General features: G+C 70.6%; 31 protein-coding genes. 5 read left to right on the top strand and 26 right to left on the bottom strand.

Annotated features, from left to right (window positions below):
• Positions 1-198: 198 nt before the first annotated feature.
• The 3 genes from ASG74_RS16910 to ASG74_RS08005 all read right to left on the bottom strand — a co-directional run bounded on the left by ASG74_RS16910 (position 199) and on the right by ASG74_RS08005 (position 2,067).
• Positions 199-297: a 30S ribosomal protein bS22 gene (locus ASG74_RS16910; protein WP_003792170.1), complete on the bottom strand. Its 99-nt coding sequence runs from the start codon at positions 295-297 to the stop codon at positions 199-201.
• A 216-nt stretch (positions 298-513) separates the two neighbouring features.
• Positions 514-711, bottom strand: coding sequence for a helix-turn-helix domain-containing protein (locus ASG74_RS08000; RefSeq protein ID WP_040884494.1), 198 nt, complete (start codon positions 709-711; stop codon positions 514-516).
• Between the two features lie 165 nt (positions 712-876).
• Positions 877-2,067: an acetoin utilization protein AcuC gene (locus ASG74_RS08005; protein WP_056141209.1), complete on the bottom strand. Its 1,191-nt coding sequence runs from the start codon at positions 2,065-2,067 to the stop codon at positions 877-879.
• An 85-nt stretch (positions 2,068-2,152) separates the two neighbouring features.
• Between ASG74_RS08005 and ASG74_RS08010 the strand changes: the two genes are divergently transcribed.
• Positions 2,153-2,818: a potassium channel family protein gene (locus ASG74_RS08010; RefSeq protein WP_056141213.1), complete on the top strand. Its 666-nt coding sequence runs from the start codon at positions 2,153-2,155 to the stop codon at positions 2,816-2,818.
• Positions 2,819-2,834: 16 nt separating this feature from the next.
• Here ASG74_RS08010 and ASG74_RS08015 read toward each other — a convergent pair whose 3' ends face one another.
• From ASG74_RS08015 to ASG74_RS08055, 9 genes are all read right to left on the bottom strand, one after another.
• Positions 2,835-3,362, bottom strand: a complete 528-nt coding sequence (locus tag ASG74_RS08015; protein WP_056141216.1) for a GNAT family N-acetyltransferase — start codon at positions 3,360-3,362, stop codon at positions 2,835-2,837.
• Positions 3,359-3,892: a GNAT family N-acetyltransferase gene (locus ASG74_RS08020; protein ID WP_056141225.1), complete on the bottom strand. Its 534-nt coding sequence runs from the start codon at positions 3,890-3,892 to the stop codon at positions 3,359-3,361. The genes ASG74_RS08015 and ASG74_RS08020 overlap by 4 nt, the downstream gene beginning before the upstream one ends.
• Before the next feature lie 4 nt (positions 3,893-3,896).
• Positions 3,897-4,697, bottom strand: a complete 801-nt coding sequence (proC, locus tag ASG74_RS08025) for a pyrroline-5-carboxylate reductase (RefSeq protein WP_056141228.1) — start codon at positions 4,695-4,697, stop codon at positions 3,897-3,899.
• 197 nt (positions 4,698-4,894) lie between these two features.
• Positions 4,895-5,845, bottom strand: coding sequence for a proline dehydrogenase family protein (locus ASG74_RS08030; RefSeq protein WP_200942546.1), 951 nt, complete (start codon positions 5,843-5,845; stop codon positions 4,895-4,897).
• Positions 5,846-5,956: 111 nt separating this feature from the next.
• The gene (locus tag ASG74_RS08035) at positions 5,957-6,691 is read right to left on the bottom strand and encodes an ABC transporter permease (RefSeq protein ID WP_056141231.1); all 735 of its coding nucleotides are present in this window, start codon (positions 6,689-6,691) and stop codon (positions 5,957-5,959) included.
• A complete protein-coding gene (locus tag ASG74_RS08040) occupies positions 6,688-7,461 on the bottom strand; it encodes an ABC transporter ATP-binding protein (RefSeq protein ID WP_056141234.1) in 774 nt (257 codons plus the stop codon). Before ASG74_RS08040 ends, ASG74_RS08035 begins: the two co-directional genes overlap by 4 nt.
• Positions 7,462-7,501: 40 nt before the next feature.
• Positions 7,502-8,110: a TetR/AcrR family transcriptional regulator gene (locus tag ASG74_RS08045; RefSeq protein ID WP_056141237.1), complete on the bottom strand. Its 609-nt coding sequence runs from the start codon at positions 8,108-8,110 to the stop codon at positions 7,502-7,504.
• Positions 8,107-8,934 (bottom strand): sugar phosphate isomerase/epimerase family protein, encoded by an 828-nt coding sequence (locus ASG74_RS08050; RefSeq protein ID WP_056141239.1) that lies wholly within the window; start codon positions 8,932-8,934, stop codon positions 8,107-8,109. Before ASG74_RS08050 ends, ASG74_RS08045 begins: the two co-directional genes overlap by 4 nt.
• Before the next feature lie 13 nt (positions 8,935-8,947).
• Positions 8,948-9,874 (bottom strand): Ppx/GppA phosphatase family protein, encoded by a 927-nt coding sequence (locus ASG74_RS08055; RefSeq protein ID WP_056143331.1) that lies wholly within the window; start codon positions 9,872-9,874, stop codon positions 8,948-8,950.
• Positions 9,875-9,914: 40 nt separating this feature from the next.
• On the opposite strand from ASG74_RS08055, the gene ASG74_RS08060 reads away from it, so the two are divergent.
• Positions 9,915-10,730, top strand: coding sequence for a hypothetical protein (locus ASG74_RS08060; RefSeq protein ID WP_056141242.1), 816 nt, complete (start codon positions 9,915-9,917; stop codon positions 10,728-10,730).
• Positions 10,731-10,739: 9 nt separating this feature from the next.
• On the opposite strand, the gene nadC is transcribed toward ASG74_RS08060, so the two are convergent.
• The 6 genes from nadC to ASG74_RS08090 are packed head-to-tail and all read right to left on the bottom strand — an operon-like array spanning position 10,740 to position 16,654.
• Complete coding sequence (gene nadC, locus ASG74_RS08065; RefSeq protein WP_056141244.1) at positions 10,740-11,633, bottom strand: carboxylating nicotinate-nucleotide diphosphorylase; 894 nt, start codon at positions 11,631-11,633, stop codon at positions 10,740-10,742.
• Positions 11,630-13,330 (bottom strand): L-aspartate oxidase, encoded by a 1,701-nt coding sequence (locus tag ASG74_RS08070; protein ID WP_056141249.1) that lies wholly within the window; start codon positions 13,328-13,330, stop codon positions 11,630-11,632. Before ASG74_RS08070 ends, nadC begins: the two co-directional genes overlap by 4 nt.
• Before the next feature lie 32 nt (positions 13,331-13,362).
• On the bottom strand, positions 13,363-13,788 hold the full coding sequence (gene panD / locus ASG74_RS08075) for an aspartate 1-decarboxylase (RefSeq protein WP_056141251.1): 426 nt from the start codon (positions 13,786-13,788) through the stop codon (positions 13,363-13,365).
• Between the two features lie 38 nt (positions 13,789-13,826).
• Positions 13,827-14,774: a pantoate--beta-alanine ligase gene (panC, locus tag ASG74_RS08080; protein WP_235498855.1), complete on the bottom strand. Its 948-nt coding sequence runs from the start codon at positions 14,772-14,774 to the stop codon at positions 13,827-13,829.
• A gap of 11 nt (positions 14,775-14,785) precedes the next feature.
• Positions 14,786-15,682 (bottom strand): Rossmann-like and DUF2520 domain-containing protein, encoded by an 897-nt coding sequence (locus ASG74_RS08085; protein WP_056141258.1) that lies wholly within the window; start codon positions 15,680-15,682, stop codon positions 14,786-14,788.
• Positions 15,683-15,730: 48 nt separating this feature from the next.
• Entirely contained in the window at positions 15,731-16,654 is a 924-nt protein-coding gene (locus ASG74_RS08090; protein ID WP_156465325.1) for a hypothetical protein, read from the bottom strand.
• 130 nt (positions 16,655-16,784) lie between these two features.
• Here ASG74_RS08090 and ASG74_RS08095 point away from each other — a divergent pair, with 130 nt between their 5' ends.
• Positions 16,785-17,741 (top strand): SAM-dependent methyltransferase, encoded by a 957-nt coding sequence (locus tag ASG74_RS08095; protein ID WP_235498856.1) that lies wholly within the window; start codon positions 16,785-16,787, stop codon positions 17,739-17,741.
• Positions 17,734-18,912, top strand: a complete 1,179-nt coding sequence (locus ASG74_RS08100) for an NADH-quinone oxidoreductase subunit D (RefSeq protein WP_056141263.1) — start codon at positions 17,734-17,736, stop codon at positions 18,910-18,912. Before ASG74_RS08095 ends, ASG74_RS08100 begins: the two co-directional genes overlap by 8 nt.
• 42 nt (positions 18,913-18,954) lie before the next feature.
• Here the strand turns inward: ASG74_RS08100 and ASG74_RS08105 are convergent, their stop codons facing one another.
• The 7 genes from ASG74_RS08105 to hpt all read right to left on the bottom strand — a co-directional run bounded on the left by ASG74_RS08105 (position 18,955) and on the right by hpt (position 25,356).
• Complete coding sequence (locus ASG74_RS08105) at positions 18,955-19,398, bottom strand: DUF3180 domain-containing protein (RefSeq protein ID WP_162252791.1); 444 nt, start codon at positions 19,396-19,398, stop codon at positions 18,955-18,957.
• Positions 19,399-19,409: 11 nt separating this feature from the next.
• Positions 19,410-20,294: a 2-amino-4-hydroxy-6-hydroxymethyldihydropteridine diphosphokinase gene (gene folK, locus ASG74_RS08110; RefSeq protein WP_056141274.1), complete on the bottom strand. Its 885-nt coding sequence runs from the start codon at positions 20,292-20,294 to the stop codon at positions 19,410-19,412.
• Positions 20,291-21,136 carry a dihydropteroate synthase gene (gene folP / locus ASG74_RS08115; RefSeq protein WP_235498857.1) on the bottom strand — a complete coding sequence of 282 codons (846 nt, stop codon included), beginning with the start codon at positions 21,134-21,136 and terminating at the stop codon, positions 20,291-20,293. The genes folK and folP overlap by 4 nt, the downstream gene beginning before the upstream one ends.
• 14 nt (positions 21,137-21,150) lie before the next feature.
• Complete coding sequence (gene folE / locus ASG74_RS08120; protein WP_056143340.1) at positions 21,151-21,717, bottom strand: GTP cyclohydrolase I FolE; 567 nt, start codon at positions 21,715-21,717, stop codon at positions 21,151-21,153.
• Between the two features lie 58 nt (positions 21,718-21,775).
• A complete protein-coding gene (gene ftsH / locus ASG74_RS08125; protein ID WP_056141277.1) occupies positions 21,776-23,899 on the bottom strand; it encodes an ATP-dependent zinc metalloprotease FtsH in 2,124 nt (707 codons plus the stop codon).
• A gap of 173 nt (positions 23,900-24,072) precedes the next feature.
• The gene (locus ASG74_RS08130) at positions 24,073-24,789 is read right to left on the bottom strand and encodes an MBL fold metallo-hydrolase (RefSeq protein ID WP_056141280.1); all 717 of its coding nucleotides are present in this window, start codon (positions 24,787-24,789) and stop codon (positions 24,073-24,075) included.
• A gap of 15 nt (positions 24,790-24,804) precedes the next feature.
• Entirely contained in the window at positions 24,805-25,356 is a 552-nt protein-coding gene (gene hpt / locus ASG74_RS08135; protein ID WP_056141292.1) for a hypoxanthine phosphoribosyltransferase, read from the bottom strand.
• 143 nt (positions 25,357-25,499) lie between these two features.
• Between hpt and ASG74_RS08140 the strand changes: the two genes are divergently transcribed.
• Positions 25,500-25,796: a putative quinol monooxygenase gene (locus tag ASG74_RS08140; protein WP_056141294.1), complete on the top strand. Its 297-nt coding sequence runs from the start codon at positions 25,500-25,502 to the stop codon at positions 25,794-25,796.
• 10 nt (positions 25,797-25,806) lie between these two features.
• On the opposite strand, the gene tilS is transcribed toward ASG74_RS08140, so the two are convergent.
• Positions 25,807-26,850: a tRNA lysidine(34) synthetase TilS gene (gene tilS, locus ASG74_RS08145; protein WP_056141298.1), complete on the bottom strand. Its 1,044-nt coding sequence runs from the start codon at positions 26,848-26,850 to the stop codon at positions 25,807-25,809.

Here is a 26,850-nt window from a genome sequence, read left to right on the forward strand (position 1 = left end):
CCTCTCCTGGTGCACAGTCCTGGATTTCGACTCTTCGGGCTCGACCCTACTTTGCGCCGGTGGGTGACGGGAGAGGGTGGAGAGACCTCTCACCCCGGTGACGGTGGAACTGCACCTCACAGCGGGAGGCGGGCGGACGGCATACGCGCCGGGAACGCGAAACGACCCCCACCGGAAGGTGAGGGTCGCTCGATCACGTCACTTCTTGTTGCGGCGCTGGTGGCGCGTCTTGCGAAGCAACTTGCGGTGCTTCTTCTTCGCCATGCGCTTGCGGCGCTTCTTGATCACTGAACCCATGAGCAGTCCTCGCTGATTGAGAGAATTTCGAACGACGGTGGACCAGCAGCTGCTGATCGGCCTGCGCGGCCGACCGGCGCGCGTGTGTCGAGGCGCAACCCTACCGGCGCGCGGCCCGACTGCCCAAACGGGCATCCGGCCAGCAGGGAGATCCGTGGTGGGAACGGCGAAGGCCGGGCCCGATCGGCCCGGCCTCCATCGTCTGGTGCGGCTCGCTCACGCGGTGCCCATGTAGGACTCCCGGAGGTACTTCTGCACCTCGTCCTCGGGAACCCGAAAAGACCTGCCCACGCGCACTGCCGGCAGTTCGCCTCCATGCACCATGCGGTAGACGGTCATCTTCGACACGCGCATGATCGAGGCCACCTCAGCAACGGTGAGAAACCGCACCTCGGCAAACCGTTCCTGGGACATTGCCACCTCGATCTCTGCATGCTCGCATCGCCGGCTTCCCCACCGGCGGTCATCTACGGGCGTGCAAGAAGCAACCATAGGGGCTGATGTGACCCTTGGGGAAGTCATGGGAGCGGAATGTTTCCCACGTCCAGTCGACACGCGGTGGAGTGGATGAAAAGTGGGTCATTCGAACCATGCGTCGAGCCCATGGAGCGGGAACACCGCTTGACGCGTGGCGAGGATGGCGGCGTCCGCAGCCCTGTCCGGGTTGTGCCCGGTCTCCCACGGACGGACCCAGATCGGCAGGTCCTTCTCGGCCAGGTCCCCCATCATCGTGGGCGCCTCGACGCCGAAGCTCTCGAGCACGTGGTCGCGCCAGGACTGCGGGACCGGGGTCGCGCACGGCACGGGCGCATGGGCCGCGATCGCGGTGAGGTGGGCCCACGAACGCGGCACGACCTGGATGAGCTCGTAGCCACCACCGCCCAGCGCCACCCACTTGCCGTGCGCGTGGTCGTGCGCCAGTCGGTGCAGGAACTCGTGGGCACGCCGTTGGGCGTCGAGCGAGATGGAGAGGTGGGCCAGCGGGTCCTGGCTGTGGCTGTCGCAGCCGTGCTGGGTGACGAGCACGTCTGGAGTGAAGGCGGACACGAGCTGAGGAACGACGGACTCGATGGCGCGCAGCCAGTCGGAGTCGCCCGTGCCCGGCGGGAGCGCCACGTTGACGGCCGTGCCGCGGGCGTCGGGACCACCGATGTCGCCCGGCCAGCCCGTGCCGGGGAAGAGGGCTCGGCCCGACTCGTGGACGGAGATGGTGAGCACGCGCGGGTCGTTCCAGAAGATGCGCTCGACGCCGTCTCCGTGGTGCACGTCGATGTCGACGTAGGCCACACGTTCGGCGCCACTGTCGAGCAGCCGCTGGATGCCCACCGCGATGTCGTTGTAGATGCAGAAGCCCGAGGCGTGCGTCGCCATCGCGTGGTGCAGGCCGCCGCAGTAGTTCACGCCGTGGTCGATCTCGCCCCTCCACACCGCATCACACAGGTCGACGGTGCCCTGGACGATGCGCGCGCTCGCCTCGTGCATCCCCTCGAACGCCGGGTCGTCCTCCGTGCCCAGGCCCCAGCGGCCCGTGGCACTCCTTGGGTCCAGGGAGGCCGCGCGCACCGCCGCGACGTAGTCCGCCTCGTGCACCGTGGTGAGCAGCTCGTCGCTCGCGATCGCAGGGCTGACGACCTCGACGTGCTCGAGGACACCGAGGTCGTCGAGGAGCCGGGTCGTGAGGGCGAGACGGGTCGGCCCCATCGGGTGTCCCGGCCCGAAGTTGTAGGCCGTGAAGCCGTCGTCCCAGACGAGGCGCGTGCGGTGAGCCATGTCGGGCACGCTACCCGGCGCGCCCCGAATGGGGGCTAGCCTCGACCCGAACGTCCACCGGCCGGAACGACCTCAGGAGGAAACCTTGGGCGCCAAGAACAGCGACCTCGACGTGCTCGTCGTCGGCCTGGGCCGATTCGGTGGGGCTGCCGCCCTCGAGCTGCGCCGCCTCGGGCACCGCGTCGTCGCCATCGAGAAGGACGGCCTGCTCGCCGAGAAGTTCCTCGGACGGCTCAGCTCGATCATCCACGGCGACGCCAGCGACTCCTCGGTCATCCACGACGCCAAGGCGTCGCGCTACCAGATCGCGATCGTCGGGGTCGGATCCTCGATCGAGGCCTCGGTCCTGGCGTCCGCCAACCTCGTCGACGCGGGCGTCCCCGACATCTGGGCCAAGGCGATGTCGCCGGAGCATGCCCGCATCCTCGACCGGATCGGTGTCCAGCACATCGTGCGGCCCGAGGCCGACACGGGCCGCCGGGTGGCCCACCTCGTCGGCGGCAAGCTCCAGGACTACATCGAGTTCGACGACGGCTTCGCCATCGTCAAGATGCGCCCGCCGACCGAGGCCATCGGCTTCACGCTGGAGCAGAGCAAGCTGCGCAGCAAGTACGGCGTGACGATCGTGGGCGTGAAGGCTCCCGGTGAGGACTTCACGTATGCCGTTCCCTCCACCAAGGTCTCGGCTCACGACACGTTGATCGTCAGCGGGCCGACGGAGCTCCTCGAGCGCCTCGCCGCCCGCCCCTGACCCTCGGGGCTCGCCCTCAGAACTCGGCCGGGGGCGACCCGCGGTCGCCACCGAGGGCAAGGACCATGGCGACCTCGTCCTCGTCGTCCTCGCTCACGACCCGCATGGGACGACGCTCCGCGGTGGGCCGGAACCCGAAGCCGCTGGCGAAGGCCACGGCCCGGCCGTTGTCGCTGCCGACCCAGTAGGTGAGCTGGCTCTGTCCCTGCTCGCGGGCCAGGTTGGCGCCGGCGCGCACCAGGGCCGTCGCCACGCCACTGCCGCGGGCCTCCGGCGTCACCCAGAGCCCGAACAGCTGTGAGGTCTTGGGGTTCTCGTCGCTCGAGCGGCCGAGGCTGACGATGCCGAGCGGGGTCTCCTCGCGCTCTGCGAGCAGCCGTGCCGAGCGGTTCATCCGCAGCCGCCAGAAGTCCTCCTCGAAGGCCTCCTCCTCCTCGGCCGTGGCCACGAACGCCTCGGGCGACTCCCGCAGAGCGGTCAGTCGGGCGTCGCGGTACGTCTGCCAGTCCTCTTCGCCCAGCGGGCGCACGCTGATCTCACTCATGCCCCCACTGTCCCCGACGGCACCGATGCCGGGCAAGCCGGGTCGACGGAGACGGCGTACCCGATCTCGCAGATCCCGCCATAGAGCGGGTTGTCCCACGTGGTGCCCGTGCGGGTGAACCCGTGGCGTTCGTAGAGGCGCTGGGCCGGCCGGTTCTCCTGGGCCACCTCGAGGTGCACGCGTCCGTAGCCGTCTTCGGACGCAGCAGCGAGAGCGGTCGAGACGAGGAGGTCGCCGACGCCACGACCCCGCGCCGATGCCGAGACCCACATCCCGATGAGGTAGATCTCGTCGTCGGGCTGGTCGGCGCTGTGCCAGATCGAGACCGTGCCCACCGGCCGGTCGGCATCGAGGGCCAACCAGGTCGTCATGGAGGTGAGTCGAGCGAGCCAGGAGGAGTCCGGGTAGGCCGCGCTCACGGCATACGTGTTGGCGAAGGCCCGCGGGGTGTCGAGCAGCGCAGCGAGACGCACGTCGCGGTAGGTGCGCCAGTTCTCGCGCGTGACGCGCACGACCCTCGCAGGGACCACCCGTTCAGCCTCCTGACAGCTCGCGCGAGCGGACGGCGGCGGCCTCGATGGCGCTGACGAAGGCGGCGCGCACCTTGTGGTCGTCGAGGACGCGCAGCGCAGCAGCCGTCGTGCCACCGGGCGAGGTGACCTGCTCGCGCAGCACGGTGGGGTGCTGGCCCGTCTCGCGCAGCATCGTCGCCGCGCCGAAGAGCGTCTGGGTGACGAGCTCGGTGGCGGTGGCGCGGGGCATGCCGAGGACGACTCCGGCCTCGATCATCGCCTCGACCACATAGAAGATGTAGGCCGGGCCGCTGCCCGACATGGCGGTGACGGCGTCCTGGAGCTTCTCGGGGACCTCGGTGACCTTGCCGGTCGCGGCGAGGAGCCCACGTGCCTGCTCGAGGTGCTCCGGCAGGCAGTGGCGGCCGCCGCTGATCGCCGCCATGCCCTGGTCGACGAGGGCGGGGGTGTTGGGCATGACCCGCACCACGGAGCGGCCCTCGGGCAGGTGGCTCTCGATGAAGTCGGTGGTGATGCCCGCGGCGAGGCTGACGACGAGGTTGGCCTCTCCCACGTGCGGCCCGATCTCGTCGAGGAGCGCCGCCATGTCCTGCGGCTTGACCACGAGGATGAGCGTCTCGGCCTCGGCTGCGGCGTCGACGTTGCTCACGGCGCGCACGCCGTAGGTCTCGGTCAGCTCCGCGGCGCGCTCGGGACGGCGCTCGGTGATGACGAGCTCGTCAGCCGGGCGACCGGCCCGCAGCAGCCCCGAGAGCAGGGTCTCGCCCATGACACCAGCACCGAAGATCGCAACCGTTCCCATGCCGGGAGACTATGCCGGTTTCCGTTCGCGGTTCACGCGTGTTTCATTGCGGGGGTATGCCGGCCGCTCGTCCACCAGCGAAGCAACGGACATGCAGTGCTCACCTGCGCGGACGCGGCTGAGCACGCGCTGGGCGGTTCGGGTCCGGCTCATGGGGACCACTGCATGTCCATTGCCCCGGGCCGGCCCGCGCCGCGTCAGCCCGTGGTGATCAGGCTGCGCAGGAAGAACTGCAGGTTCGCGGGGCGCTCGGCCATCCGGCGCATGAGGTAGCCGTACCACTGCTCCCCGAAGGGGACGTAGACGCGCATCTGGTGGCCGCGGTCGGCGATGCGCTTCTGCTCGTCGGGGCGGATGCCGAAGAGCATCTGGAACTCGTAGCTGTCGGGCTCGCGCCCCTGACGGCTGGCGAGGGCCCGGGCGATGTCGATGATGCGGGGGTCGTGGCTGGCGATCATGGGGTAGCCGTCGCCCGCCATGAGCACCTTGAGGCAGCGCACGTAGGACAGGTCGACGTCCTCGGCGTCCTGGTAGGCGACCGAGGCCGGCTCCTTGTAGGCGCCCTTGCACAGGCGGACGCGGCTCCCGGCCGTGGCGAGGTCCCGGCAGTCGGACTCGGTGCGGTGCAGGTAGGACTGCAGGACGGCGCCCGTGTCGGGGAAGTCCTTGCGCAGCTCGGCGAGCACCGACAGCGTCGAGTCCGTCGTCGTGTGGTCCTCCATGTCGAGGGTGACCGTGGTGTCGGCGTCCTTGGCGACCTCGCAGATGCGGCGCGCGTTGTCGAGCGCGATCTGCTCGCCGTCGCGGGGCAGTGCCTGGCCGACGGCGCTGAGCTTGACGCTCACCTCGGCGGCACCGAACTGGGTCAGGTCGCGCGCCTTGAGCGCCCGCAGGAGCCCGACATAGGTGTCGACCGTGTGCGCGGCCTGCCCGGCGTCGAGAGTGTCCTCCCCCAGGTAGTCGATCGTCACCATCCGGTTGGTCGAGCGCAGCTCGGCTGCCGCGTTCACCGCGTCGGAGACGTCGGTGCCGGGCACGTAGCGCTGCACGACGTGGCGGCTGACCGGTGCCTTCTCGATCGTGCTGCGCACGAGGGAGGAGTCCGAGAGGTGCAGGAGGCTGGATCGAAGCAGGTCTGAGGCGTCCACGCAGGTCAGGTTATCCGTTCCGCCGACGTCCTCATGACCCGTATGCCGTCCGCCCACCTCCGCGCCCACCTTCCCCGAGCTCCCCCCTCACCGTTGCCCTTGCGTCGGGCGTCAGGCGGTGCGGCGTCGCAGGGTGAGGCTGCCCAGCGCCAGGGCCACGACGATCGCGCCGGCGATGATCGCCAGGTCGCTCGCGATGTCACCGAGTGGTTCGGGGACGGCAGTGATCGTGCGCATGGCGTCCACGGCATACGACAGGGGAAGGACGTCCGAGATCGGCCCGAGGAGCGAGGGCAGGTTGTCGCGCGAGACGAGCAGGCCGCACAGGAGGAACTGCGGGAGCACGAGGGCCGGCATGAACTGCACAGCCTGGAACTCCGTCGAGGCGAACCCGCTCACGAGCAGGCCGAGCGCCGTGCCGAGGAGAGCATCACCGACCGCCACGACCACCAGCAGCCACGTGGGTCCGGCGACGTCGAGGCCGCACACCCAGACGGCGAACCCGGTGGCCAGCAGCGCCTGCACGACGGCCATCGCCCCGAAGGCGAGCGCGTAGCCGATCATGAAGTCGCCCTTGCCGAGCGGTGTGGTGAGCAGTCGTTCGAGCGTCCCCGAGGTCCGCTCACGCAGGGTTGCGACGCTGGTGACGATGAACATCACCACGAACGGGAAGACGCCGAGCAGGGCCGCACCGATGCTGTCGAACACCGGTGTCCCGTCGTAGATCCAGGCAAGCAGGCCGATGAGGACGCAGGGCACGACGAGCATGAGCGCGATGGTCCGCGGGTCGGCCCTGAGCTGGCGCAGGACGCGGGCCGCGGTGGCAAGCGTGATGCGGGGGCTCATGACGCGTCTCCTGATGTGGTGCTCGGGGAGGAGCTCTGGCGGCCTGCGGCCCGGTCCACGAGGGCGAGGAAGGCCTGTTCGGCGTCGGCCGCGCCCGTGCGCTCGAGCAGCTCGGGGAGGGTCGAGTCGCTGAAAACCTCACCCTCACGCAGCAGGAGCAGGCGGTCGCACCGGGTCGCCTCGTCCATGACGTGGCTCGAGACGAGCAGGGTGCGCCCCTCGTTGTGGGCCAGCCTGCGGAACAGCTCCCACAGGTCACGGCGCAGGACCGGGTCCAGCCCGACCGTCGGTTCGTCGAGGACGAGCAGCTCGGGGTCGCCGACGAGCGCTGCGGCCAGGGAGACACGGGAGCGCTGTCCGCCGGAGAGAGTGCGGACCGGGGCATCTGCGTGGGAGGTGAGGTCCACCGCGTCGATCGCGCGGTCGACGGCGCCACCTGCCGCACCGAGCACCGCGGCGAAGTAGCGGAGGTTGTGGCGCACCGACAGGTCCGCATAGACGCTCGGCGCCTGGGTGACGTACCCGACCCGGTGCCGCAGCCCGGGTGAGCCGGCGGGCTCGCCGAGCACCGTCACCTCGCCCGACCGGACCTGCTGCACCCCCACGATGGCCCGCATGAGGGTGGACTTGCCGCCACCGCTCGGGCCCAGGAGTCCGACGACCTGACCGGTGGGGACGGTGACGCTGAGGTCAGGCAGGACCTCACGCTTCCCGCGCACCACGCGCAGGTGCTCGACGACGATGGCGTCGCCGTCCGCTCTTTTCATCATGTGATGAATTTAAACCCCACTCCCAGCCGCGCGCAACCCCTCAGCCGCCCGTGGACATGAGGTGGTGCTGCAGGGTGGGCCCGAGGATGGCGACGATCTCGTCGTCCGACGCCTGCGCCAGCGCCGGGATCTTCACGACGTAGCGCAGCACGCCCATGCCGATGAGCTGCGCAGCGCCGAGCTCGGCCCGCAGCCCCACCGATGGCACGTCGCCGGGCTCGACCCCTTCGCTCAGCCGCTCGATGAGGCGCACGAAGATCTCGCGCCCGACGAACTCGCGCACCATCCGCGCGTGCTCGTCGTTGGCGGCCGCCGCAGCGAAGAGCGCCGCGAACCGCTCACGACCCACGGGGCTGTCCCACACCGAGAGGAACACGCGGACGAGGGCATCGCCCAGCTCCTCGCGAGGGACGGCCACGAGCCGGTCGACCAGCTCGCCCGGGTCCGCGGGGAAGGACAGCACCTCGGCGAAGAGCTCGGTCTTGCCGTCGAAGTAGTGGTGGACCAGCTTGGCGTCGACTCCGGCCTCGCGGGCGATGCCTCTCAGGGAGGTCCCGTCATAGCCGCGCCGCGCGAACTCCGAGCGCGCAGCGGCGATGATCGCCGCCCGCGTGTCCTCTCCCCCGGGTCTGCGACCCCTCGGGCTCACGACCCGCCGCCGGTCTCGAGGGCCGCGGCGAGGTGCAGCCGCGAGAACGCCAGGGACTCCGCCAGCGCGACCTCGCGCTGCTCCACGGAGAGCCGGCGGGTGGAGACCTCGATCACGACGGAACCACCAAAACCGTTGTGCACCAACCAGTCCAGCACCTCGCCACATGGCTGGGAGCCACGGCCCGGGACGAGGTGCTCGTCCTTCATCGACCCCAGCCCGTCGGCGAGGTGCAGGTGTGCCAGGCGCGGCCCGAGGGCCTCGACCATGGCCAGGGCATCGGAACCCGCCGTCGCCGTGTGCGAGAGGTCGAGCGTCACGTGGTCATACGGCTGCGGCACCGGGTCCCAGTGCGGGAGGTAGGCCTCGATCTCCCGGCCACCGACCCGCCACGGGAACATGTTCTCGACGGCGAGGGTGATGCCCGACTCGTGCTCGCGGGTCGCGATGCCGTCGGTGAAGTCGCGGGCGTACTCCTTCTGCCACCGGAACGGCGGGTGGAGCACGACCGTCTCGGCACCGACGTCGTGCGCCAGCTCGAGGGAACGGTCCACCTTGCCCCAGGGCTCCGCCCCGAAGATGCGCTGGCTGATGAGCAACGTCGGCGCGTGGATGGACAGGATCGGTATGCCGTGCAGCTCGGACAGTGCCCTGAGCGCACCTGCCTCCTGGGTCACCGGGTCGGTCCAGACCATCACCTCCACGCCGTCGTAGCCCAGTCGAGCCGCGTGCTGGAAGGCGGCGGCGCAGTTCTCGGGATAGACGGAGGCGGTGGACAGGGCCACGGGGATGTCCGGGATGGTCACGGCGTCGCCGGACCCCATCACTGACCGCCCATCAGTGCATCCCGTCGAGCCTGCGCAGGATGATGCCCTCGCGCATCGCCCACGGGCAGATCTCGATGCGGTCGAGCCCGAGGAGGTCCATCGTCGCCGAGGCCACGAGCCCTCCGGCGAGCAGCTGGTGGGCACGCGACGACGACACGCCCGGGAGTGAGCTGCGCTGTGCCGCAGTCATTCCCGAGATCGTGGGCAGGATCTCATCGAGAGCCGCGCGCTCGAGGAAACGGACGGCATACATGCCCTCCGAGCTCGGAGCGGCGCCGGTGATCCGGGCGAGCGAACGCATGGTCTTCGATGTGCCGACGACACGGTCGGCCGCCCCGGCCTTGGTGAGGGGCCGCAGCTGGCGCGCGATCGTCGCGCGGACGTGGGTGCGGGCAGCGCGCACCGCCTCGACCCCGGGCGGGTCGCCGAGCAGGTGCTCACGGGTGACGCGACCGGCGCCAAGCGGCAGGGAGATGGCGACGTCAGGATCCTCGTCCATGCCCTGCGCGATCTCGAGGGAGCCACCACCGATGTCGGCGACGAGGAGCGTGCCGGCCGACCAGCCGAGCCAGCGCCTGGCTGCGAGGAAGGTCAGTCGCGCCTCGTCCTCGCCCGACAGCACGTCGAGCACCACGCCCGTGCGCTCCTTGACCTCACTGAGGACGTCGTCGCCGTTGGGCGCCTCACGGATCGCGCTCGTGACGAAGCCCATGAGGTCCTCGACGCCCTGGTCCTCGGCGACGACGAGGCACTCCGCGACGAAGTCCGCCAGCTGCTCGCGCCCCGCGTCGTCGATCTCACCGGTGTCGGTCACGTGCTCCGAGAGGCGCAGCTCACGCTTGTGCGAGCTCGTCGGGAGCGGTTGGGCGCCGAGGTGCGCGTCCACGACGAGGAGGTGCACGGTGTTGGAACCCACATCGATGACCCCGAGCCGCATGGGTCCACGGTAGTCGGCGCGCTCGACATAGGCTGAGCCAGTGGCTGAGACCCCGCTCGACATCCCCCGCACGTGGGTGGAGTTCCCCGACCCCGCGGACCCCGCCCAACGCTTCCGCTGCGACCTCACCTGGCTGACGTCACGGTGGACCTGCATCTTCGGGTCCGGCTGTGAGGGCATCTATGCCGACCAGCCCGACGCCGGCTGCTGCACCCTCGGCGCCCACTTCTCCGACGACGACGACCTGCGGCGCGTGGCCGCGATCGTCGAGGAGCTCGGTGAGGACGAGTGGCAGATGCGCCCCGACAGGAAGAACCCGACCAAGGTCTCGGCGTGGACCGAGCTCGAGGACGGCGCCCGCAAGACCAAAGTCGTCGACGGCGCCTGCATCTTCCACAACCGGCCCGGCTTCCCCGCCGGCACCGGCTGCGCGCTGCACCAGCACGCGGTCCTCACCGGCCAGCCTCCGCACACCCAGAAGCCGGACGTCTGCTGGCAGCTGCCCATCCGGCGGACCTTTCGCACGGTCGAGCTGCCCGACGACACGAGCTACCTCGAGGTGTCGATCGGCGAGTACGACCGTCGCGGGTGGGGCCCGGGCGGCCACGACCTCGACTGGTACTGCTCGGGCAACCCCGAGGCGCACGTCGGCGCCGAGCCGGTCTATCGCAGCAACCGCGCCGAGCTCGTCGAGCTCATGGGTCAGGGCGGCTACGACGAGCTGGTCGTGCGCTGTGAGGCCCACCTCGCGACGGTCAAGGCGCTGCGCAGTCCAGCCGCCCGCCGGCTCCTCCCCTTGTTCGTGCACCCGGCGACGATCGCGGCCGGCACGCCACCCCTGCGCAAGGGCCACTGAGCACCACGGTCAGGGACGCAGGTCCAGCGCAACGTCGAGGATGGGCGAGGAGTGCGTCAGCCCACCGACGCTGAGGTAGTCGACACCCGTGGCGGCATAGTCCGCAGCCACCTCGAGGGTCAGACCACCCGTGGCCTCGAGCTCCACCGTCTCGCCCGTGGCCCGCACCGCCTCCACCGTCGCGCGCAGCATCTCCGTGGACATGTTGTCGCACAACAGGAACCGCGCACCCGCCTCGACCGACTCGAGCGCCTCGGCCGTCGTGGTCACCTCGACCTGGACGGGGACCTCTGGGAACTGCCGACGAACGGCGGCGTATGCCGCGTGGAGACTTCCCGCGGCCAGCTTGTGGTTGTCCTTGATCATGGCGACGTCGTACAGGCCCATGCGCTTGTTGGTGCCGCCGCCGGCACGCACGGCGAACTTCTCGAGGGACCGCAGTCCCGGCGTCGTCTTGCGCGTATCGAGCACCATGGCCCCGGAGCCCTCGAGGGCGTCGGCCCACCGGCGGGTGTGGGTGGCGATGCCGGAGAGCCGGCTGACGATGTTGAGGAGCGTGCGCTCCCCCGTGAGCGTGACGCGGGTCGAGCCCGAGAGCTCTGCGATGACGTCACCACGGGCGACCCGGTCGCCGTCGGCAAGCCTGAGGTCGACCGTGACGGGCGCGGCCGCAAGGCGCTGCGCGACCTCCCTCAGCGTGAGGGCGATGACCTCGACACCGGCGACGACGCCGTCCTCCCGGGCGACCACCGCCCCATCGGACGTCTGGTCGGCGGGGATCGTCGCGGTGGTCGTCACGTCGACACCGTCGGCACCCCCGAGGTCCTCGTCGAGGGCGCCGGTGACGACGCGACGAGCGTCAGCCAGCGGGAAGGCGAGGTCAGGAGCCGAGGGCGAGCTCACGGCATACTCCGTTCGGTCACGGTGAGGGAGCGGTCAGGTGCGACGACGACGCTCTGGCGCACCAGCCAGCGGGCGTCGTCGCGCTCGGGGAAGTCGCTGCGCACGTGGCCGCCGCGGGTCTCCTCGCGGCGGGAGGCCAGCTCGGTGAGCACTTGCGCGAGGTGCAGGAGGTTGGTCGTCTCCCAGGTCCTCGGTCCCGGCTCCGCCGTCGAGGGCGGCAACCCGGCCAGCTCACCGAGGGTGGCGGCGGTGGCGGCGGTCGACGCGGTCGAGCGCACCGGGCCCGAGCCGGTCGTCATGGCCCTCTGCACGGTCAGGCGCTGCGAGTGGTCGAGGAGGGCGCCCTCCCCGCGGTTGGGTCCACCAGCGCGGGCAGGCGTCGAGGGCGCGGTGGCCTCGGGCAGCTTCCCCGACGCGATGCGCGCGGGGATGTCGGAGGCGATGCGGCTCGCGAACACCAGGCCCTCGAGGAGGCTGTTGGAGGCGAGCCGGTTGGCGCCGTGGACGCCGGTGCACGAGCACTCCCCGCAGGCGTAGAGGCCCGGGAGGGACGACCGCCCCCACAGGTCGGTCTCGATGCCGCCCGACGCGTAGTGCTGCGCCGGCGCCACGGGCAGCAGGTCGCTCGCCGGGTCGAAGCGCAGCGATCGGCACGACGCGACGATCGAGGGGAAGCGCTCCTGGAGGAACGCAGCCCCGAGGTGGCGTGCGTCGAGGAAGACATGGTCGGTGCCCTGCTCACGCATCGTCTCGAGGATGGCGCGGGCCACGACGTCGCGGGGGGCCAGGTCGGCGAGCTCGTGGCGGCCCTCCATGATCCGTCGACCCGTGCCGTCGACGAGGAAGGCTCCCTCGCCGCGCACCGCCTCGGAGATGAGCGGCTGCTGACCGGTCGACCCCTCACCGAGGAAGAGCACGGTCGGGTGGAACTGGATGAACTCGAGGTCGGTGATGCGCGCGCCCGCCCGCAAAGCCGCCGCCATGCCGTCGCCGGTCGCGACGGGTGGGTTCGTCGTGGACGTGTAGATCTGGCCGAGCCCGCCAGTGGCCAGGACGACGGCCCGGGCATGGGCGGCGCCCACGCCGTCCAGCTGCCCCTCGCCGATGACGTGGAGCGTCACCCCGTTGACGCGGCCAGCCCCGTCGTCGAGCAGGTCGACGACGAGCGCGTGCTCCACGACCTCGATGCCCGGGTCGTCCCGGACGCGGTCGAGCGCGGCGATGAGAGCGCGGGAGATCTCGCGCCCGGTGGCATCGCCGCCCGCGTGGGCGATGCGGTCGCGGTGGTGCCCACCCTCGCGGGTCAGCTTGATCTCACCCTCGGCGTCGCGGTCGAACTCGGCGCCGAGGGCGACGAGCTGGCGCACCCGCCTGGGACCCTCGGTGACCAGCGCCTCGACGGCGTCGCGGTCACACAGTCCGACACCGGCGACCAGCGTGTCTTCGAGGTGCTCCTCCGGGGAGTCCTCGGGGTCCAGGGCGGCCGCGATGCCGCCCTGCGCCCACGCTGTCGAGCCCTCGTCCAGGACCGTCTTGGTGACCAGGAGGACCCTGTCCACCCTCTCGCGCAGTCGCAGCGCGCAGGTCAGCCCGGCGATGCCCGAGCCGACGACGATGACGTCAGCGGACGTCGTCCACCCGGGGGCAGGCGCGGCGAGCGCACGCGGAAGCCGCACGCCCGCGGGGGCACCCGGCATACCGGCGGTGTCGGAACCCGGAGGGGTCGCGCTCACCCGTGCGAGCGCTTGGTCACGGCCGACGTCATGAGCCCGTAGCCCTCGGGCACGTCTCCGCCGTCGTCACCGACCTCGACGATCCTGTTGTCCTTGTCGACGAAGACCACGTGCGGCTCGTGGGCACGCGCGTCCTCGTCGGACATCGAGGCGTAGGCGATGATGATGACCGTGTCGCCGGGGCTGATGAGGCGGGCTGCCGCGCCGTTGATGCACAGGATGCCCGAGCCGCGTTCGCCCTCGATGGCATAGGTCGTGAGGCGGTTGCCGTTGTCCACGTCCACGACGTCGACCTGCTGGCCGGGGAGCAGGTCGGCCGCCTCCATGAGGTCGAGGTCGATCGTCAGCGAACCGACGTAGTGCAGGTCGGCCTGCGTCACCGTCGCACGGTGGATCTTGCTGTGCAGCATGTAGCGATACATGGGTGGAGCTCCTGGTGGGGTGCCGGTGGGATGGCCGGTCACGTGGCCGGACGAGCGGGGATGCCCGGGGTGACGGACTGCGAGAAGACGTCGAGTCTCCCACCGCCCGGGCCCACGAGGATCGGGGTGTTGTCGATGAGCCGGGTCGTGCCGACCTTGGCGGCGATCGCGAGCAGGGCCTCACCGCGGTACCACTCGGGGACGTCCTGCAGCGTGCTCGGGTGGACGAGGACGAGGTAGTCGACGAGGGCGAGCGGCTCGGCGACGAGGACCTCGCGTGCCGCTCGACGGATCGCCGACGGACCGTATGCCGCCTGGTCGGCTCCCGCGGTGAGGGCGCGGCTCAGGCACAGGGCGACCTCGCGGTCGGACTCGGTGAGGTAGGTGTTGCGGCTGCTCAGGGCCAGGCCGTCGGGCTCGCGGACGGTCGGCACCGACACCACCTCGACCGGGAAGTCGAGGTCGCGGGCCATGCGGCGGATGAGCAGGAGCTGCTGGGCGTCCTTCTGGCCGAAGAAGGCCCGGGTGGCGCCGGTGAGGTGCAGCAGCTTGCCGACGACGGTCAGGACACCGTCGAAGTGGCCGGGGCGCGACTTGCCCTCGAGGACGTCGCCCAGGGGGCCCGCCGAGACACGCACGCCCGGGTCCCCGTCGGGATAGACGACGTCGGGGGTCGGGGCGAAGACGATGTCGACCCCCTCGGCCGTGGCGATCTGCAGGTCATCGTCGAACGTGCGCGGGTAGCGCGACAGGTCCTCCTTGGGCCCGAACTGCAGCGGGTTGAGGAAGATCGTGAGGATGAGGTGGTCGGCGGAGCGGCGCGCCTCCCGGAGGAGCTGGGCGTGGCCCTCGTGCAGGGCGCCCATGGTCATGACCACGGCGACGTCCCTGCCGGTGAGGTCGCCGCGGGCAGCGCGCAGCTCGTCGCGGGTGCTCGCGATGACCGGTGTCGCGGTGAGCCGTTCAGCCGCTTGAGCTTCGGTCACTTCGGCTTGTGTCACGAGGCGGGCTCCTGGTGCTCCGGGTCGGCGAGGGTGTCGAGCAGTGGTTCGGCGGCCGCCGACTGGAGCCGGCCGCTCTCGAGCGCACGCACCGCGGTGGCGCGGGCCAGGGCGACGTAGGTCGTCCTGATCTCGGGCGAGATCCGCTCCAGCTCCCGAAGGTGCGTGCCCACGGTACTCACATCTCCGCGGGCGACGGGACCAGTGAGCGCTGCGTCACCGAGGCGCAGCGCGTTGTCGAGGGCTGCCCTGGCGAGGGGCCCGAGGACGGCTCGCGGCTGTTCGACCCCGGCGGCCACGAGGACCTCCATCGCCTCGGCGACGAGGGTCACGAGGTGGTTGGAGCCGTGGGCGAGGGCCGCGTGGTAGGCCGCGCGCTGGCCCTCGGCCACCCACACGGGCTCACCACCCATCTCGACGACGAGCGCCTCGGCCATGGGCCGCAGGGCCTCGGGGCCGGTCACCCCGAAGGCGCAGTCCTCGAGGCGGCCGAGGTCGAGGGCGGTGCCCGTGAAGGTCATCGCCGGGTGGATGGCGACGGGCAGGATGTGGGAGCCGAGCGCAGGCCGCAGCACGTCGGCGCCGTAGCGCCCACTCGTGTGGACCACGATCTGGCCCGCCTGCCAGGTGTCGGTCGCCGTCAGCCCCGAGACGAGCTCGGGCAGGGCGTCGTCGGGGACGGCGAGGAGCACGAGGTCGGCGCCGTCGATGACGCCGGGCACGTCCTTGAGCGGGACCCCCGGCAGCAGCGCGGCGGCACGCTCACGACTGGCGTCGCTGACGGCATACGCGGCCTGGATGTGGTGTCCCGCACGTGCGAGGGCGGCAGCGAGAACGGCACCCACCCGACCCGCACCGATCAACCCGATGGACAGGCGCGCTGGATGGGTCACGCCTCAAACCTAAGCCTTGTGTGCCCCAGCGCGAGTCAGAGGTCGCGCTCAGGCACACAAGGCGCCGAGTCCGAGGGCCCGGAGGTCTGCCGCGAGCTGGAACGGCTCGTCCCTGACCTCGCGAGACGTGCAGCGGACCACGACCCGGCCCGGCGTGGTGAGACCGCGCTGGCGCTGGATGTCGTCCTCCCAGTGCTCCACGTCCATGTGGAAGGCTCCGTCCACCTCCATGACGAGAACCCGGCCGTCGGGGAGCTCCCACTCGCAGTCTGTGTATCGCCACTTCCCCGACCGGTCCTTGCGGCGCTTCTGGCGTGTCGGCAGGGGCAAGCCGTAGTCGACACACATGCGCGTCACATCGACCTCGGCCAGCGACTGTGCTCCGCCCTCGAACTCGGTCAGGAGGACACGAAACCGAGGCGCTCGACGAAGTGGCTTCATGCGTTCGAGCTGCTGACGCAGCGCCGCCGGTGTCGTCAGGCGTTGTTGGACCACGGCCGCCAACAACCCTTGGGACGTGCGCCAGCCCGGCTCGTAGGCTGCCTGCAGCAGCGCCGCTGGCTCGACCCGGGCCATGGGCAGCGTGTGGTTCTTCGCGTGCCAGACGTCCAGGGGTCTGCGGGTACGGAACCAGTTGATGCCCTCCAGCGGCTCGAGGTGCTCCTCGTCATCCACCAGGATGGTGAGGTCGTCGCGAGGCCAGTTCTTGAGGCCCTGGAACTCGAGGGACGAGTAGCCACCCACGATCGCCGGCGGCCCAGCATGGAGCACTCCCAGCCATGCACGCTGCTCGCGGGTCAACTCACCTGTGAAGGTGCTGACCACAACAGAGCTCCGCTCGGCCCACCGCTGCGCTCGAATGTTGGCGGCCACCTGGTCCCTGTTGACGCCCAGCCGCCGGACCTGCCGACGCGCCAACATGCCGCCTTGCGCCTGCGCCAGGGCGAGCAACCCAGTGGGAAGTCGGCTCATGAAGACAGATCGTGCCCAATTTCGACATGTCGACCGCGGGGTCATCCACAGGCCTCGCCTCACCCCTCGCCTTGTGTGCCTGAGCGCGAGGTATAGGTCGCGCTGGGGCACACAAGGCAGGATGTGGCCGGTGAAGGTGGACCCTCGACCCTGGCGTGACGCGTGGTGGGACGCGCTCTACGGGCCCGCCGGGTTCTATCGCGGGGTCGAGGGACCGGCCGGTCACTTCACGACATCTGCCCACGGCCCCCTGGGCGCGGTCCTTGCCGCGGTCGTCGCGCACCTCGCCGACCAAGCCGGCGTATGCCGGGTGGTCGACCTCGCCTGCGGCCGCGGCGAGCTGTTGGCGCACCTCCACGACCAGCGCCCCGACCTCGAGCTCCTGGGCGTGGACATCGTCGAGCGGCCCAGCTCGCTCGCCCCGGGCATCGACTGGCTGCGCTCCGCCGGCGGACCAGCCCTGCCGGACGAGCTGCGCGACCTCGATGCCCTCGTCCTCGCGCACGAGTGGCTGGACGTCGTGCCGTGCACGATCGCGCAGGTCGACGACGAGGGGGTGCTGCGCACGGTCCTCGTCGACGAGGACGGCACGGAGACCCTCGGTGAGGAGCTCACCGGCGAGGACCGGTCCTGGGCCGACACCTGGTGGCCCGACGCCCGGCCGGGTGAGCGCGTCGAGGTCGGCCTCTCCCGCGACCGGGCCTTTGCGGACCTGGTGTCCCGCAACCCTGCTGGGCTCACTGTGGCCGTCGACTACGGGCACACGAAGGCGACGCGTCCGGCCCAGGGCACGCTCACGGCATACCGGGAAGGCAGCCTGACCGAAGCGGTCCCGGACGGACGACGGGACCTCACGGCGCACGTCGCGACCGACTCACTCGGCGCCGATGAGGTGGTGAGGCAGCGGGCCCTGCTCCACCGGCTCGGCCTCGACGGCGCCACGCCCAGCCATGCGACGGCGAGCACCGACCCGTTGGGCTACGTGCGCGCCCTGGGCCGAGCGAGCAGCATCACCGCCCTCACCGACCCCCACGGGCTCGGCGGGTTCCACTGGGCCATGACCCGGCATACTCGGGTCCATGCCTGACGCGCCCGCCGCCACGCCGCAGACGACGACTGTCGCCGTCGGCGCAGGAGGGCTTGCCACGGCCGACATGGTCCTCAACATCGGCCCGCAGCACCCGGCGACGCACGGGGTGCTCCGCCTGCGCCTCACCCTCGACGGCGAGCGCATCGTGCACGCCGAGCCGATCATCGGCTACATGCACCGGGGCGCGGAGAAGCTCTTCGAGGTGCGCGACTACCGGCAGATCATCGTGCTGGCCAACCGCCATGACTGGCTCAGCGCCTTCAGCAACGAGCTCGGGGTCGTCCTCGCCGTGGAGGAGATGCTCGGCATGGAGGTGCCCGAGCGGGCGGTGTGGCTGCGCACGATGCTCGCCGAGCTCAACCGGGTGCTCAACCACCTCATGTTCCTGGGGTCGTACCCACTCGAGCTCGGCGCGATCACGCCGGTCTTCTATGCCTTCCGCGAGCGCGAAGAGCTCCAGGCGGTGATGGAGGAGGCCTCCGGAGGGCGGATGCACTACATGTTCAACCGCGTGGGCGGCCTCAAGGAGGACGTGCCGGCCGGGTGGCTCGGGCGCGTCGAGCACTCCGTCCAGGCGGTGCGGGGCCGGCTGCCCGACCTCGAGTCGATGCTCATCGGCAACGAGATCCTCACGGCACGCACCCGCCGCGTCGGCGTGCTCGATGTGGCGACCGCCCACGCCTACGGCGTCTCCGGTCCGATCGCCCGGGCGTCCGGCGTGGACGTGGACCTCCGTCGGGACGCCCCGTACCTCGCCTATGGCGAGCTCTTCGGCGAAGGTGGCCCGGGTCGCGTCGTCACCCGGACCGCCGGCGACTGCCTCTCACGCCTCGAGGTGCTCCTCGAGCAGGTCCATGTCAGCCTCGACCTCGTCGAGCACTGCCTTTCGGTGCTCGGCTCGATGGCGCCGGGCCCCGTGAACCAGCGGCTGCCCAAGGTCCTCAAGGTGCCCGAGGGCGAGACCTACGTCGCGACCGAGAACCCGCTCGGCTTCAACGGCTACTTCCTCGTGTCCCGCGGTGAGAAGACGCCGTGGCGCCTCAAGCTGCGCTCGGCCTCGTTCAACAACGTCCAGGTGCTGACCCAGCTGCTGCCGGGGACCCTGGTCTCGGACATGGTGGCGATCCTCGGCTCGACGTTCTTCGTCGTCGGCGACGTCGACAAGTAGCCGCCGGACAGTCGTGAGTCGTCAGTCGTCAGTCGTCAGTCGTCAGTCGTCGGTGTCACGGGGGTCGACGCGGCACCAGCGCTGGGCCAGCAGGCCCGCGATGCACAGCACCACTGAGGCACCGACGAGGATCGCCAGGCGCCAGAGCCGGTCCTCGTTGGCCACGAGCGAGAGGTCACTGGCGACGACGGCCAGCTGGCCGGCATACCAGCCCGCGGCAGCGGCACCGGTGAGGGTCGCCGCCTGGGCGAGCACGACGACGCGAGCAGCGCGCAGCGGGTCGAGGCGGCGCGTCGAGCTGCCGGCGAGGTAGGAGCGCACCGGCCAGGCGAAGCCGATGACGAACGCCGCCATCGCCGCGAGCAGCCCGGCAGCGAGCCACGACGGGCGCGGCACGAGGGTGCCCTCACCGGTGACGAGCATCCACAGCAGCCACGACGCCACGCCGATGACGACCACGACGAGGGCGGCGACGCGCGCGCGCACCCCATGACCCGTCACCATCCGTCCTCCAGCAGGTCCACGTCGGGGCCGAGCGTGACACCGCCCGTCCCCACTTCAGCCACCAGCTCGGCGACCCGTCGCACCTCACCGTCGACGCGCAGCGTGGCCTCGGAGTCGGCGTCCGCCCAGGGCACGAGGACGAACCCGCGCTCGTGGGCCCTCGGGTGCGGGAGCGTGAGCGCCTCCGTCGAGAGCCGCACGTCGGTGTCGAAGACGGGGTCGCCGTACTGGATGAGGTCGAGGTCGAGGGTGCGCGGCCCCCACCGCTCCTTGCGGACCCGCCCGTTGTCGAGCTCGATGTCCTGCATCGTCCGCAGCAGGCGCTGCGGTGACATGGAGGTGGTGCCGACGAGGACGGCGTTGAGGTAGGCCCCCTGTGACGGTCCGCCCACCGGTGCGGTCTCGTAGACGCGTGAGGCCGCCTTGAGCTCGAGCGCGAGCCAGAGGGAGCCGACGGCGTTCTGGATGGTCTCGACCGAGTCGCCCATGTTGGAGCCGACCGCGATGACGACCGGTGTCTCGCGCAGCCGCTCCACGTTGACGGCCACGTCGGTGAACGGGTGGCCGACCGGCGCCTGCGGCTTGTGCACCGTGACGACGACGGCCTCGACGAGTGGCCGGGTGAGGACCTTGGCGGCGATGCGGTCGGCGAGCGCCTCGATGAGGTCGAGCGACTCCCCCTCGATGAGCTCGACAACATCACCGGCGACCTCGGCGTAGTTCACCGTGTCGGCGAGGTCGTCGCTCGTGCCGGCGGGCGCGAGGTCCACCTCCATCTCGACGTCGACGACGAAGGTCTGGCCGTCACGCTTCTCGAAGTCGAGGACTCCGTGGAAACCCTTGGCGGAGATGCCCTTGAGGGCGATGCGGTCGCTCATGACTCCTTCTCGGTTGGCTCTCGAAGTGCGTCGGCTACGTCGAGTGCCTGCACCGTCGCAGCGACGTCGTGCACGCGCACCGCCCAGGCGCCGTGGCGAGCCGAGTGGAACGACGTGACGGCGGTGGTGAGGTCGCGCTCGGTCGCGGGACGCGGTTCGGCACCCGCCGGCCGACCCAACCGCCCCAGGAACGCCTTGCGTGAGGTCCCGACGAGCAGCGGGTGCCCGAGTGCGACGAGGGCATCGAGGTGACGCAGCAGCGCCCAGTTGTGCTCGGCCGTCTTGGAGAAGCCGAACCCCGGGTCGAGGATGATCTGGTCGGAGTGAACCCCGCTGTCCTTCAACGTCTCCACCCGCGCCGTCAGCTCGGCACACACATCCGAGACGACATCGCCATAGACGGCCTGTGACTGCATCGTGGTGCTGTGCGCGCGCCAGTGCATGACGACGAACGGTATGCCGGCCTGCGCCACGACCGCTGCCATCTCACCGTCCGCCTGGCCCCCGGAGACGTCGTTGACCAGCGCTGCACCGGAGTCGAGGGCGGCGGCGGCCACGGCCGCCCGCATGGTGTCGATCGAGACCGCGGTGCCCTCGGCGGCGAGTGCCTTGACGACGGGGACGACCCGGCGGAGCTCCTCCTCGAGCGGCGGGCGCTCTGCTCCCGGCCGGGTCGACTCGCCGCCGACGTCGATGAGGTCGGCACCGGCAGCGATCAGCTCACGTCCGTGGGCGATCGCCGCCTCCGGCTCGAACCACTCACCGCCGTCGCTGAACGAGTCAGGTGTGACGTTGACGACCCCCATGACCAGGGGCCGGGACCGGGGAGCGAGCGAGATCACCGCGTGTCGACCGCTCAGCGCTTGCCGCCGAGCAGGAGCGACATCGCCTCTGCCCGGGTGGCAGGGTCACGCAGCTGGCCGCGCACCGCCGAGGTGATCGTGCGCGAGCCGGGCTTGTGCACGCCACGCATCGACATGCACAGGTGCTCGGCCTCGATGACGACGATGACGCCCTGCACGCCGAGGTGCTCGACGAGCGCATCGGCGACCTGCGTGGTGATGCGCTCCTGGACCTGGGGCCGGCGCGCGAAGACATCCACGAGGCGGGCCAGCTTGGACAGCCCCGTCACCGTCCCGTCGGGCGACGGGATGTAGCCGACGTGGGCGACACCGTGGAAGGGCAGCAGGTGGTGCTCGCAGGTGGAGTAGATCTCGATGTCGCGCACGATGATGAGCTCTTCGTGGTCGATCGAGAAGCGCGTGGACAGGATGTCGGCAGGGTCCTGCGACAGGCCGGCATACAGCTGGGTCGCGGCACGCGCGACCCGGTCCGGGGTGTCCTGCAGGCCTTCACGGTCGGGGTCCTCGCCGATCGCGAAGAGCAGCTCACGCACGGCCGCGCGGGCACGCTCGTGGTCCACCTGGCCGGGCGGGAGGGTGTCGGACTCCTCGAACTGCTCGCCCGAGGAGCCGCCGGCGTCAGTGGGCGTCTGGGTCGACACGCTCGCCCTCCGGAACCTCGATCACCTTGGTGGGCGGGTGCTCACCGGCTGCCTCGGCGGCCGGGTGGGCCCCGTCGGTGGCCGCCTTGTCGATCGCCGCGGCCGTGGTGGGGTCACCCTCGTTGGCGCGGGAGCCGGCGGGCGCACCCGAGGCGTCGTGGCCGTTGAGGGCGGCCTTCTCGGCCGGGGTGAGGACCGGGGGCAGGTCGGAGATGCCCCGGTGCTCGCTCGAGAGCCACGTCGGGCGCACCGGGCGCTTGACGATGTCCTGGAAGATGACGTCGAGCTCCTTGCGGTTCAACGTCTCCTGGTCGAGGAGATCGAGGACCAGGCGGTCGAGAACATCGCGGTTGTCGTTGATGGCATGCCACGCCTCGTCGTGGGCAGCCTCGATGAGAGCCCGCACCTCTTCGTCGACGATGCCAGCGATCTTCTCGGAGTAGTCGCGCTGGTGCCCCAGGTCGCGGCCGAGGAAGACCTCGCCCTGGCTCTGGCCCAGCTTGATCGCGCCGACCCGCTCGCTCATGCCGTACTCGGTCACCATCTTGCGGGCCATCGAGGTGGCCTTCTCGATGTCGTTGGCCGCACCGGTCGTCGGGTCGTGGAAGATGATCTCCTCGGCGACACGACCACCGAGCGCGTAGGCCAGCTGGTCGAGGATCTCGTTGCGCGTCGTCGAGTACTTGTCATCCAGCGGCATGACCATCGTGTAGCCGAGTGCCCGGCCGCGCGGCAGGATCGTCACCTTGGTGACCGGGTCGGTGTTGTTCATCGCCGAGGCGACGAGCGCGTGGCCACCCTCGTGGTAGGCCGTGATCTTGCGCTCCTTGGCCGACATGATCCGGGTCTTCTTCTGCGGACCGGCAATGACGCGGTCGATCGCCTCGTCGAGCGTCTCGTCGTCGATGAGCTTCTTGTCGGTGCGGGCCGTGAGGAGCGCGGCCTCGTTGAGGACGTTGGCGAGGTCGGCACCGGTGAAGCCGGGGGTGCGCCGCGCGACGGCGAGCAGGTCGACACCCGGGGCCATCGGCTTGCCCTGCGAGTGGACCTCGAGGATGCGGTGGCGGCCGAGCATGTCGGGGGCCTCGACGGCGATCTGGCGGTCGAATCGACCCGGGCGGAGCAGGGCCGGGTCGAGGATGTCGGGACGGTTGGTCGCGGCGATCAGGATGACGTTGGTCTTGACGTCGAAGCCGTCCATCTCGACGAGCAGCTGGTTGAGGGTCTGCTCGCGCTCGTCGTGCCCGCCACCCATGCCGGCGCCACGGTGACGACCGACGGCGTCGATCTCGTCGACGAAGACGATGGCGGGTGCGTTGGCCTTGGCCTGCTCGAACAGGTCGCGGACACGGGAGGCACCGACACCGACGAACATCTCGACGAAGTCCGAGCCGGAGATCGAGTAGAACGGCACCCCGGCCTCGCCGGCGACGGCGCGCGCGAGGAGGGTCTTGCCGGTTCCGGGAGGGCCGTAGAGGAGGACGCCCTTGGGGATCTTGGCCCCGACGGCAAGGAACTTCGCCGGGTCGGAGAGGAACTCCTTGATCTCGTAGAGCTCCTGGACGGCCTCGTCGGCACCGGCCACGTCGTCGAAGGTGACCTTGGGCGTGTCCTTGGTGGCCAGCTTGGCCTTGGACTTGCCGAACTGCATGACGCGCGAGCCACCCCCTTGGGCCTGGCTCATCATGAACCAGAAGAGCCCGACGAGCAGCAGGATCGGGAAGATGCTGATGAACAGGGTCCAGAAGGGGTTCTGGGTCTCGCGCTTGTCGTTGTAGCCGTCGGTGGGCTCGTTGGCCTTGACCAGCTCGACCAGCGACTCGGCGCGGGCGTCGACGTACTCGGCGCGCACCTTGTCGGTCGCCGAGACGTTGGCGTCCTTGTCGGAGTACTCCGACCCCTTCTTGAGGTCGAGGTTGAGGACGTTGTCGCTGGTGAACTCGGCCTTGTCGACCTTCTTGTCGGTGATGAGCTTCTCGGCCTTGGCGGTGTCGATCGTCGTGTAGCCGGAGTCACCCCCGAGCGAGAACATCACCACGGTGATGGCGATGACGGCAAGGACCCAGAACAACGGGGTCTTGAACACGCGCTTGGCATCCATGAAATGTGTATGGGGCCAGCGGCCCCACGTCCTCCTGATCAGCGAAATCTCCGTACGCGCTCACGCGGCACAGGCCTGGGTGCACACGCTACCCGCCAGAAGGCTGGCTCCACGGGGCGCGTCCGAGGGGACAACGAGCGGCGTATGCCGCGTGTTCCGCGCGGCCCTGCGGCTCAGGAGCGGTGGCGGGCCAGGAACGCGCCGATCGCGGCGCGCGGGTTGTCGCGCAGCTCGGGCCCGTGGGTGAACGCGGCCGTCGTGTACTCGAGGGTCGTGAGTCGCTCGGCCGTCTGCGTCGTCATGACGAAGTTGGTGCAGAAGGACCTGACCGGCCACCGGAGCCCGCGGACGTTGAAGATCGAGTCGCCGGTGATGAGGACACCGCTGTCGCGGTGGAGGTATGCCGCGTGCCCCGGTGAGTGCCCGGGCGTGTGGACGACCTCCAGGCCGCCCGCGACAGGGACGACATGACCGTCCACGAAGGTCTCGCCGACCTCGACCGGCTCGAACGCGCGGCGCCCACCGGTGAGGCGGTTGGCGAGGGCGCCGATGCGCACGGAGCTGTCACGAGGTGGCGCGAAGCCCGTGCGGATGAACTCGGCGTCGTCCTCGTGGATGTCGACGGGGCGCCCGGTCTCGCGCGAGATGTGGGCGGTGCCACCGGCGTGGTCGGGGTGGGCATGGGTGAGCAGGAGCCGGGTGACGTCGACCGGCCCGGAGCCGATGCTGCGGAGCGCCGCCATGACCTTGGGGCCGTGCGACTTCAGGCCCATGTCGACGAGCGTCACCTGCCCGTCGTCGTCACGGAAGATGAACCCGTTGATGAAGTCGCGCAGCAGGGGGATGCGCCACACGCCGGGAGCGAGTGGGACGACGAGGTCTGGGCCCATGCCGTGCTCCTTCGGTCAGCTGTAGACGTGGGGCGCGAGGGTGCCCACCTGGCGCAGCCCGCGGTACTGCTCCGCGTAGTCGAGGCCGTAGCCGACGACGAACTCGTTGGCGATGTCGAACCCGACCCACCTGACGTCGACCTCGACCTTGGCGGCCTCGGGCTTGCGCAGCAGGGTGACGATCTCGACCGACGCCGGCTTGCGCGACTCGAGGTTGGCCTTGATCCACGACAGCGTCAGGCCCGAGTCGACGATGTCCTCGACGATGAGCACGTGCTTGCCGGAGATGTCGGCGTCGAGGTCCTTGAGGATGCGCACGACGCCGGAGCTCTTCGTGCCCGACCCGTAGGACGAGACGGCCATCCAGTCGACCGGCGCGGTCATCGGCAGCGCGCGCATGAGGTCGGCCATGACCATGACGGCCCCCTTGAGCACGCCCACGAGCAGCAGGTCCTTGCCGGCATACTCCTGCGCGATCTCCTCGGCGAGCTCCGCGAGCCTGGCGTGGATCTCGTCCTCGCTGATGAGGACCCGCTCGAGGTCGGCTCCCATGTGGGCAGCGTCCACGGTGCACTCTCCTGGTCTTGCTGGTCGTCGTGGTCGATCGGTGTCGCCCCACAGTCAACCGGACAACGGGGGCCCACGGACACCCGGGCACCCGTACTCTGCGAATCAGCCCGGAGCCGGGCCTGTCGACGAGAGGCACTCCCATGACCGAACTCCACGTCGTTGCGACCATTCCGGTGAAGCCCGAGCACGTCGAGGCGATGCGCGGCCCGCTGACCCAGCTCGCCGAGGCCACCCGGCAGGAGTCCGGGTGCGTGGCCTACGACCTCTACGAGTCCGCCGCCGCGCCCGGTGTCTTCGTGACCGTCGAGAGGTGGACCGACCAGGACGCGCTGGACGCCCACATGCGGACGCCGCACGTCGCGGCAGCCTTCGCCGCGGCCGGTGACGCTCTCGCCGGCGAGGTCGCCATCCACCCCCTGAGCCCGGTCGAGGGCTGACCACACTTCCTCAGGATGACACGGTGACCCTGTCGTCTCTCCGCGTGACCCGCAGGGCACCCGGGACGTGAATGGGTCCCTGACCGTGCCAGTTCGTGAGCAAGGCATCACAGGCTTCCGTATGCCGGGTGCTCACCTGCCCGGCCGGCGCACCTGCTGCCACGAGGAGCCGTCGCCACGCCCGCGTCCGGACGGCCCGGGGCAGGTTCGTCAGGGCCCCGACGTCCCACGGACCGGCTCCGAGCACCCCCACGGCCTCGTCCGCCAGCACATCGAGGTGGTCGGCGTCCTCGCGCAGCTGTGCCGCCGAGCGCCCCAGTGCCGCAACGACTCCGGGTCCGAGGTCGGCCTCGAGGTCGGCCACGGCCCGCCGGGCTCGCACCCGGGTGAAGGAGGGGTCGTCGTTCATCGGGTCGTCCCACCACGGCACCTCCTCCGCACGCAGCGACTCCCGGCACTCCGCGCGGCTCACGCCGAGCAGGGGTCGTCGATACGTCCCGCGCACGGCCGCCATGCCGGCGAGAGACCGTGCACCTGAACCACGCACCAGTCCCAGGAGCACCTGCTCGGCCTGGTCGTCGAGGGTGTGCCCGAGGAGCACCACGGCGGCACCGGACTGGTCGGCGACGCGCGACAACGCGGCATACCGGGCGTCCCGAGCGGCAGCCTCGAGCCCGGAGCCCCTGTCGGACACCGCAACCCGCTCGACCACCACAGGGTCCAGCCCCAGCTCGGTCAGCCATCCGGCCGCCCGCGATGCCACAACATCGGAGCCCGGCTGCAGGGCATGGTCGACGACGACCGCGCCGGCTCGCCACACCGCGTGACGGGCCTCGTGCGCCACGGCCTCGGCGAGCGCCATGGAGTCCCCTCCGCCACTGCACGCGACCAGGACCAACGGCGCGTCCGTGCTTTTCTCACCAATTCCCGGGTTGTGCACCGGCGTGTCCGTGCTTTTCGGGGGAATTGGTGAGAAAAGCACGGGTGGGAGGTCAGCGAGGGCCGCGCGGACGGCATACCGGATCTTCGCGGTCGACGGGTGCGGACCGGGCAT

The organism is Knoellia sp. Soil729 (genome assembly GCF_001427985.1).
Classification (GTDB): domain Bacteria; phylum Actinomycetota; class Actinomycetes; order Actinomycetales; family Dermatophilaceae; genus Knoellia.

Excerpts from the sequence above, each read along its gene's own strand:
- ASG74_RS08040 (WP_056141234.1), bottom strand. The coding sequence starts at position 7,461 with ATGATGAAAAGAGCGGACGGCGACGCCATCGTCGTCGAGCACCTGCGC.
- ASG74_RS08035 (WP_056141231.1), bottom strand. The coding sequence starts at position 6,691 with ATGAGCCCCCGCATCACGCTTGCCACCGCGGCCCGCGTCCTGCGCCAG.
- ASG74_RS16910 (WP_003792170.1), bottom strand. The coding sequence starts at position 297 with ATGGGTTCAGTGATCAAGAAGCGCCGCAAGCGCATGGCGAAGAAGAAG.
- proC (WP_056141228.1), bottom strand. The coding sequence starts at position 4,697 with ATGGGAACGGTTGCGATCTTCGGTGCTGGTGTCATGGGCGAGACCCTG.
- ASG74_RS08050 (WP_056141239.1), bottom strand. The coding sequence starts at position 8,934 with ATGGGGTCCGGCGACGCCGTGACCATCCCGGACATCCCCGTGGCCCTG.
- folK (WP_056141274.1), bottom strand. The coding sequence starts at position 20,294 with ATGAGCGACCGCATCGCCCTCAAGGGCATCTCCGCCAAGGGTTTCCAC.
- ASG74_RS08015 (WP_056141216.1), bottom strand. The coding sequence starts at position 3,362 with ATGAGTGAGATCAGCGTGCGCCCGCTGGGCGAAGAGGACTGGCAGACG.
- ASG74_RS08090 (WP_156465325.1), bottom strand. The coding sequence starts at position 16,654 with ATGAGCCGACTTCCCACTGGGTTGCTCGCCCTGGCGCAGGCGCAAGGC.
- ASG74_RS08055 (WP_056143331.1), bottom strand. The coding sequence starts at position 9,874 with ATGCGGCTCGGGGTCATCGATGTGGGTTCCAACACCGTGCACCTCCTC.
- ASG74_RS08130 (WP_056141280.1), bottom strand. The coding sequence starts at position 24,789 with ATGGGCCCAGACCTCGTCGTCCCACTCGCTCCCGGCGTGTGGCGCATC.
- ASG74_RS08005 (WP_056141209.1), bottom strand. The coding sequence starts at position 2,067 with ATGGCTCACCGCACGCGCCTCGTCTGGGACGACGGCTTCACGGCCTAC.
- ASG74_RS08000 (WP_040884494.1), bottom strand. The coding sequence starts at position 711 with ATGTCCCAGGAACGGTTTGCCGAGGTGCGGTTTCTCACCGTTGCTGAG.
- ASG74_RS08140 (WP_056141294.1), top strand. The coding sequence starts at position 25,500 with ATGACCGAACTCCACGTCGTTGCGACCATTCCGGTGAAGCCCGAGCAC.
- panD (WP_056141251.1), bottom strand. The coding sequence starts at position 13,788 with ATGTATCGCTACATGCTGCACAGCAAGATCCACCGTGCGACGGTGACG.
- tilS (WP_056141298.1), bottom strand. The coding sequence starts at position 26,850 with ATGCCCGGTCCGCACCCGTCGACCGCGAAGATCCGGTATGCCGTCCGC.
- ftsH (WP_056141277.1), bottom strand. The coding sequence starts at position 23,899 with ATGGATGCCAAGCGCGTGTTCAAGACCCCGTTGTTCTGGGTCCTTGCC.
- ASG74_RS08100 (WP_056141263.1), top strand. The coding sequence starts at position 17,734 with ATGCCTGACGCGCCCGCCGCCACGCCGCAGACGACGACTGTCGCCGTC.
- ASG74_RS08070 (WP_056141249.1), bottom strand. The coding sequence starts at position 13,330 with ATGCCGGGTGCCCCCGCGGGCGTGCGGCTTCCGCGTGCGCTCGCCGCG.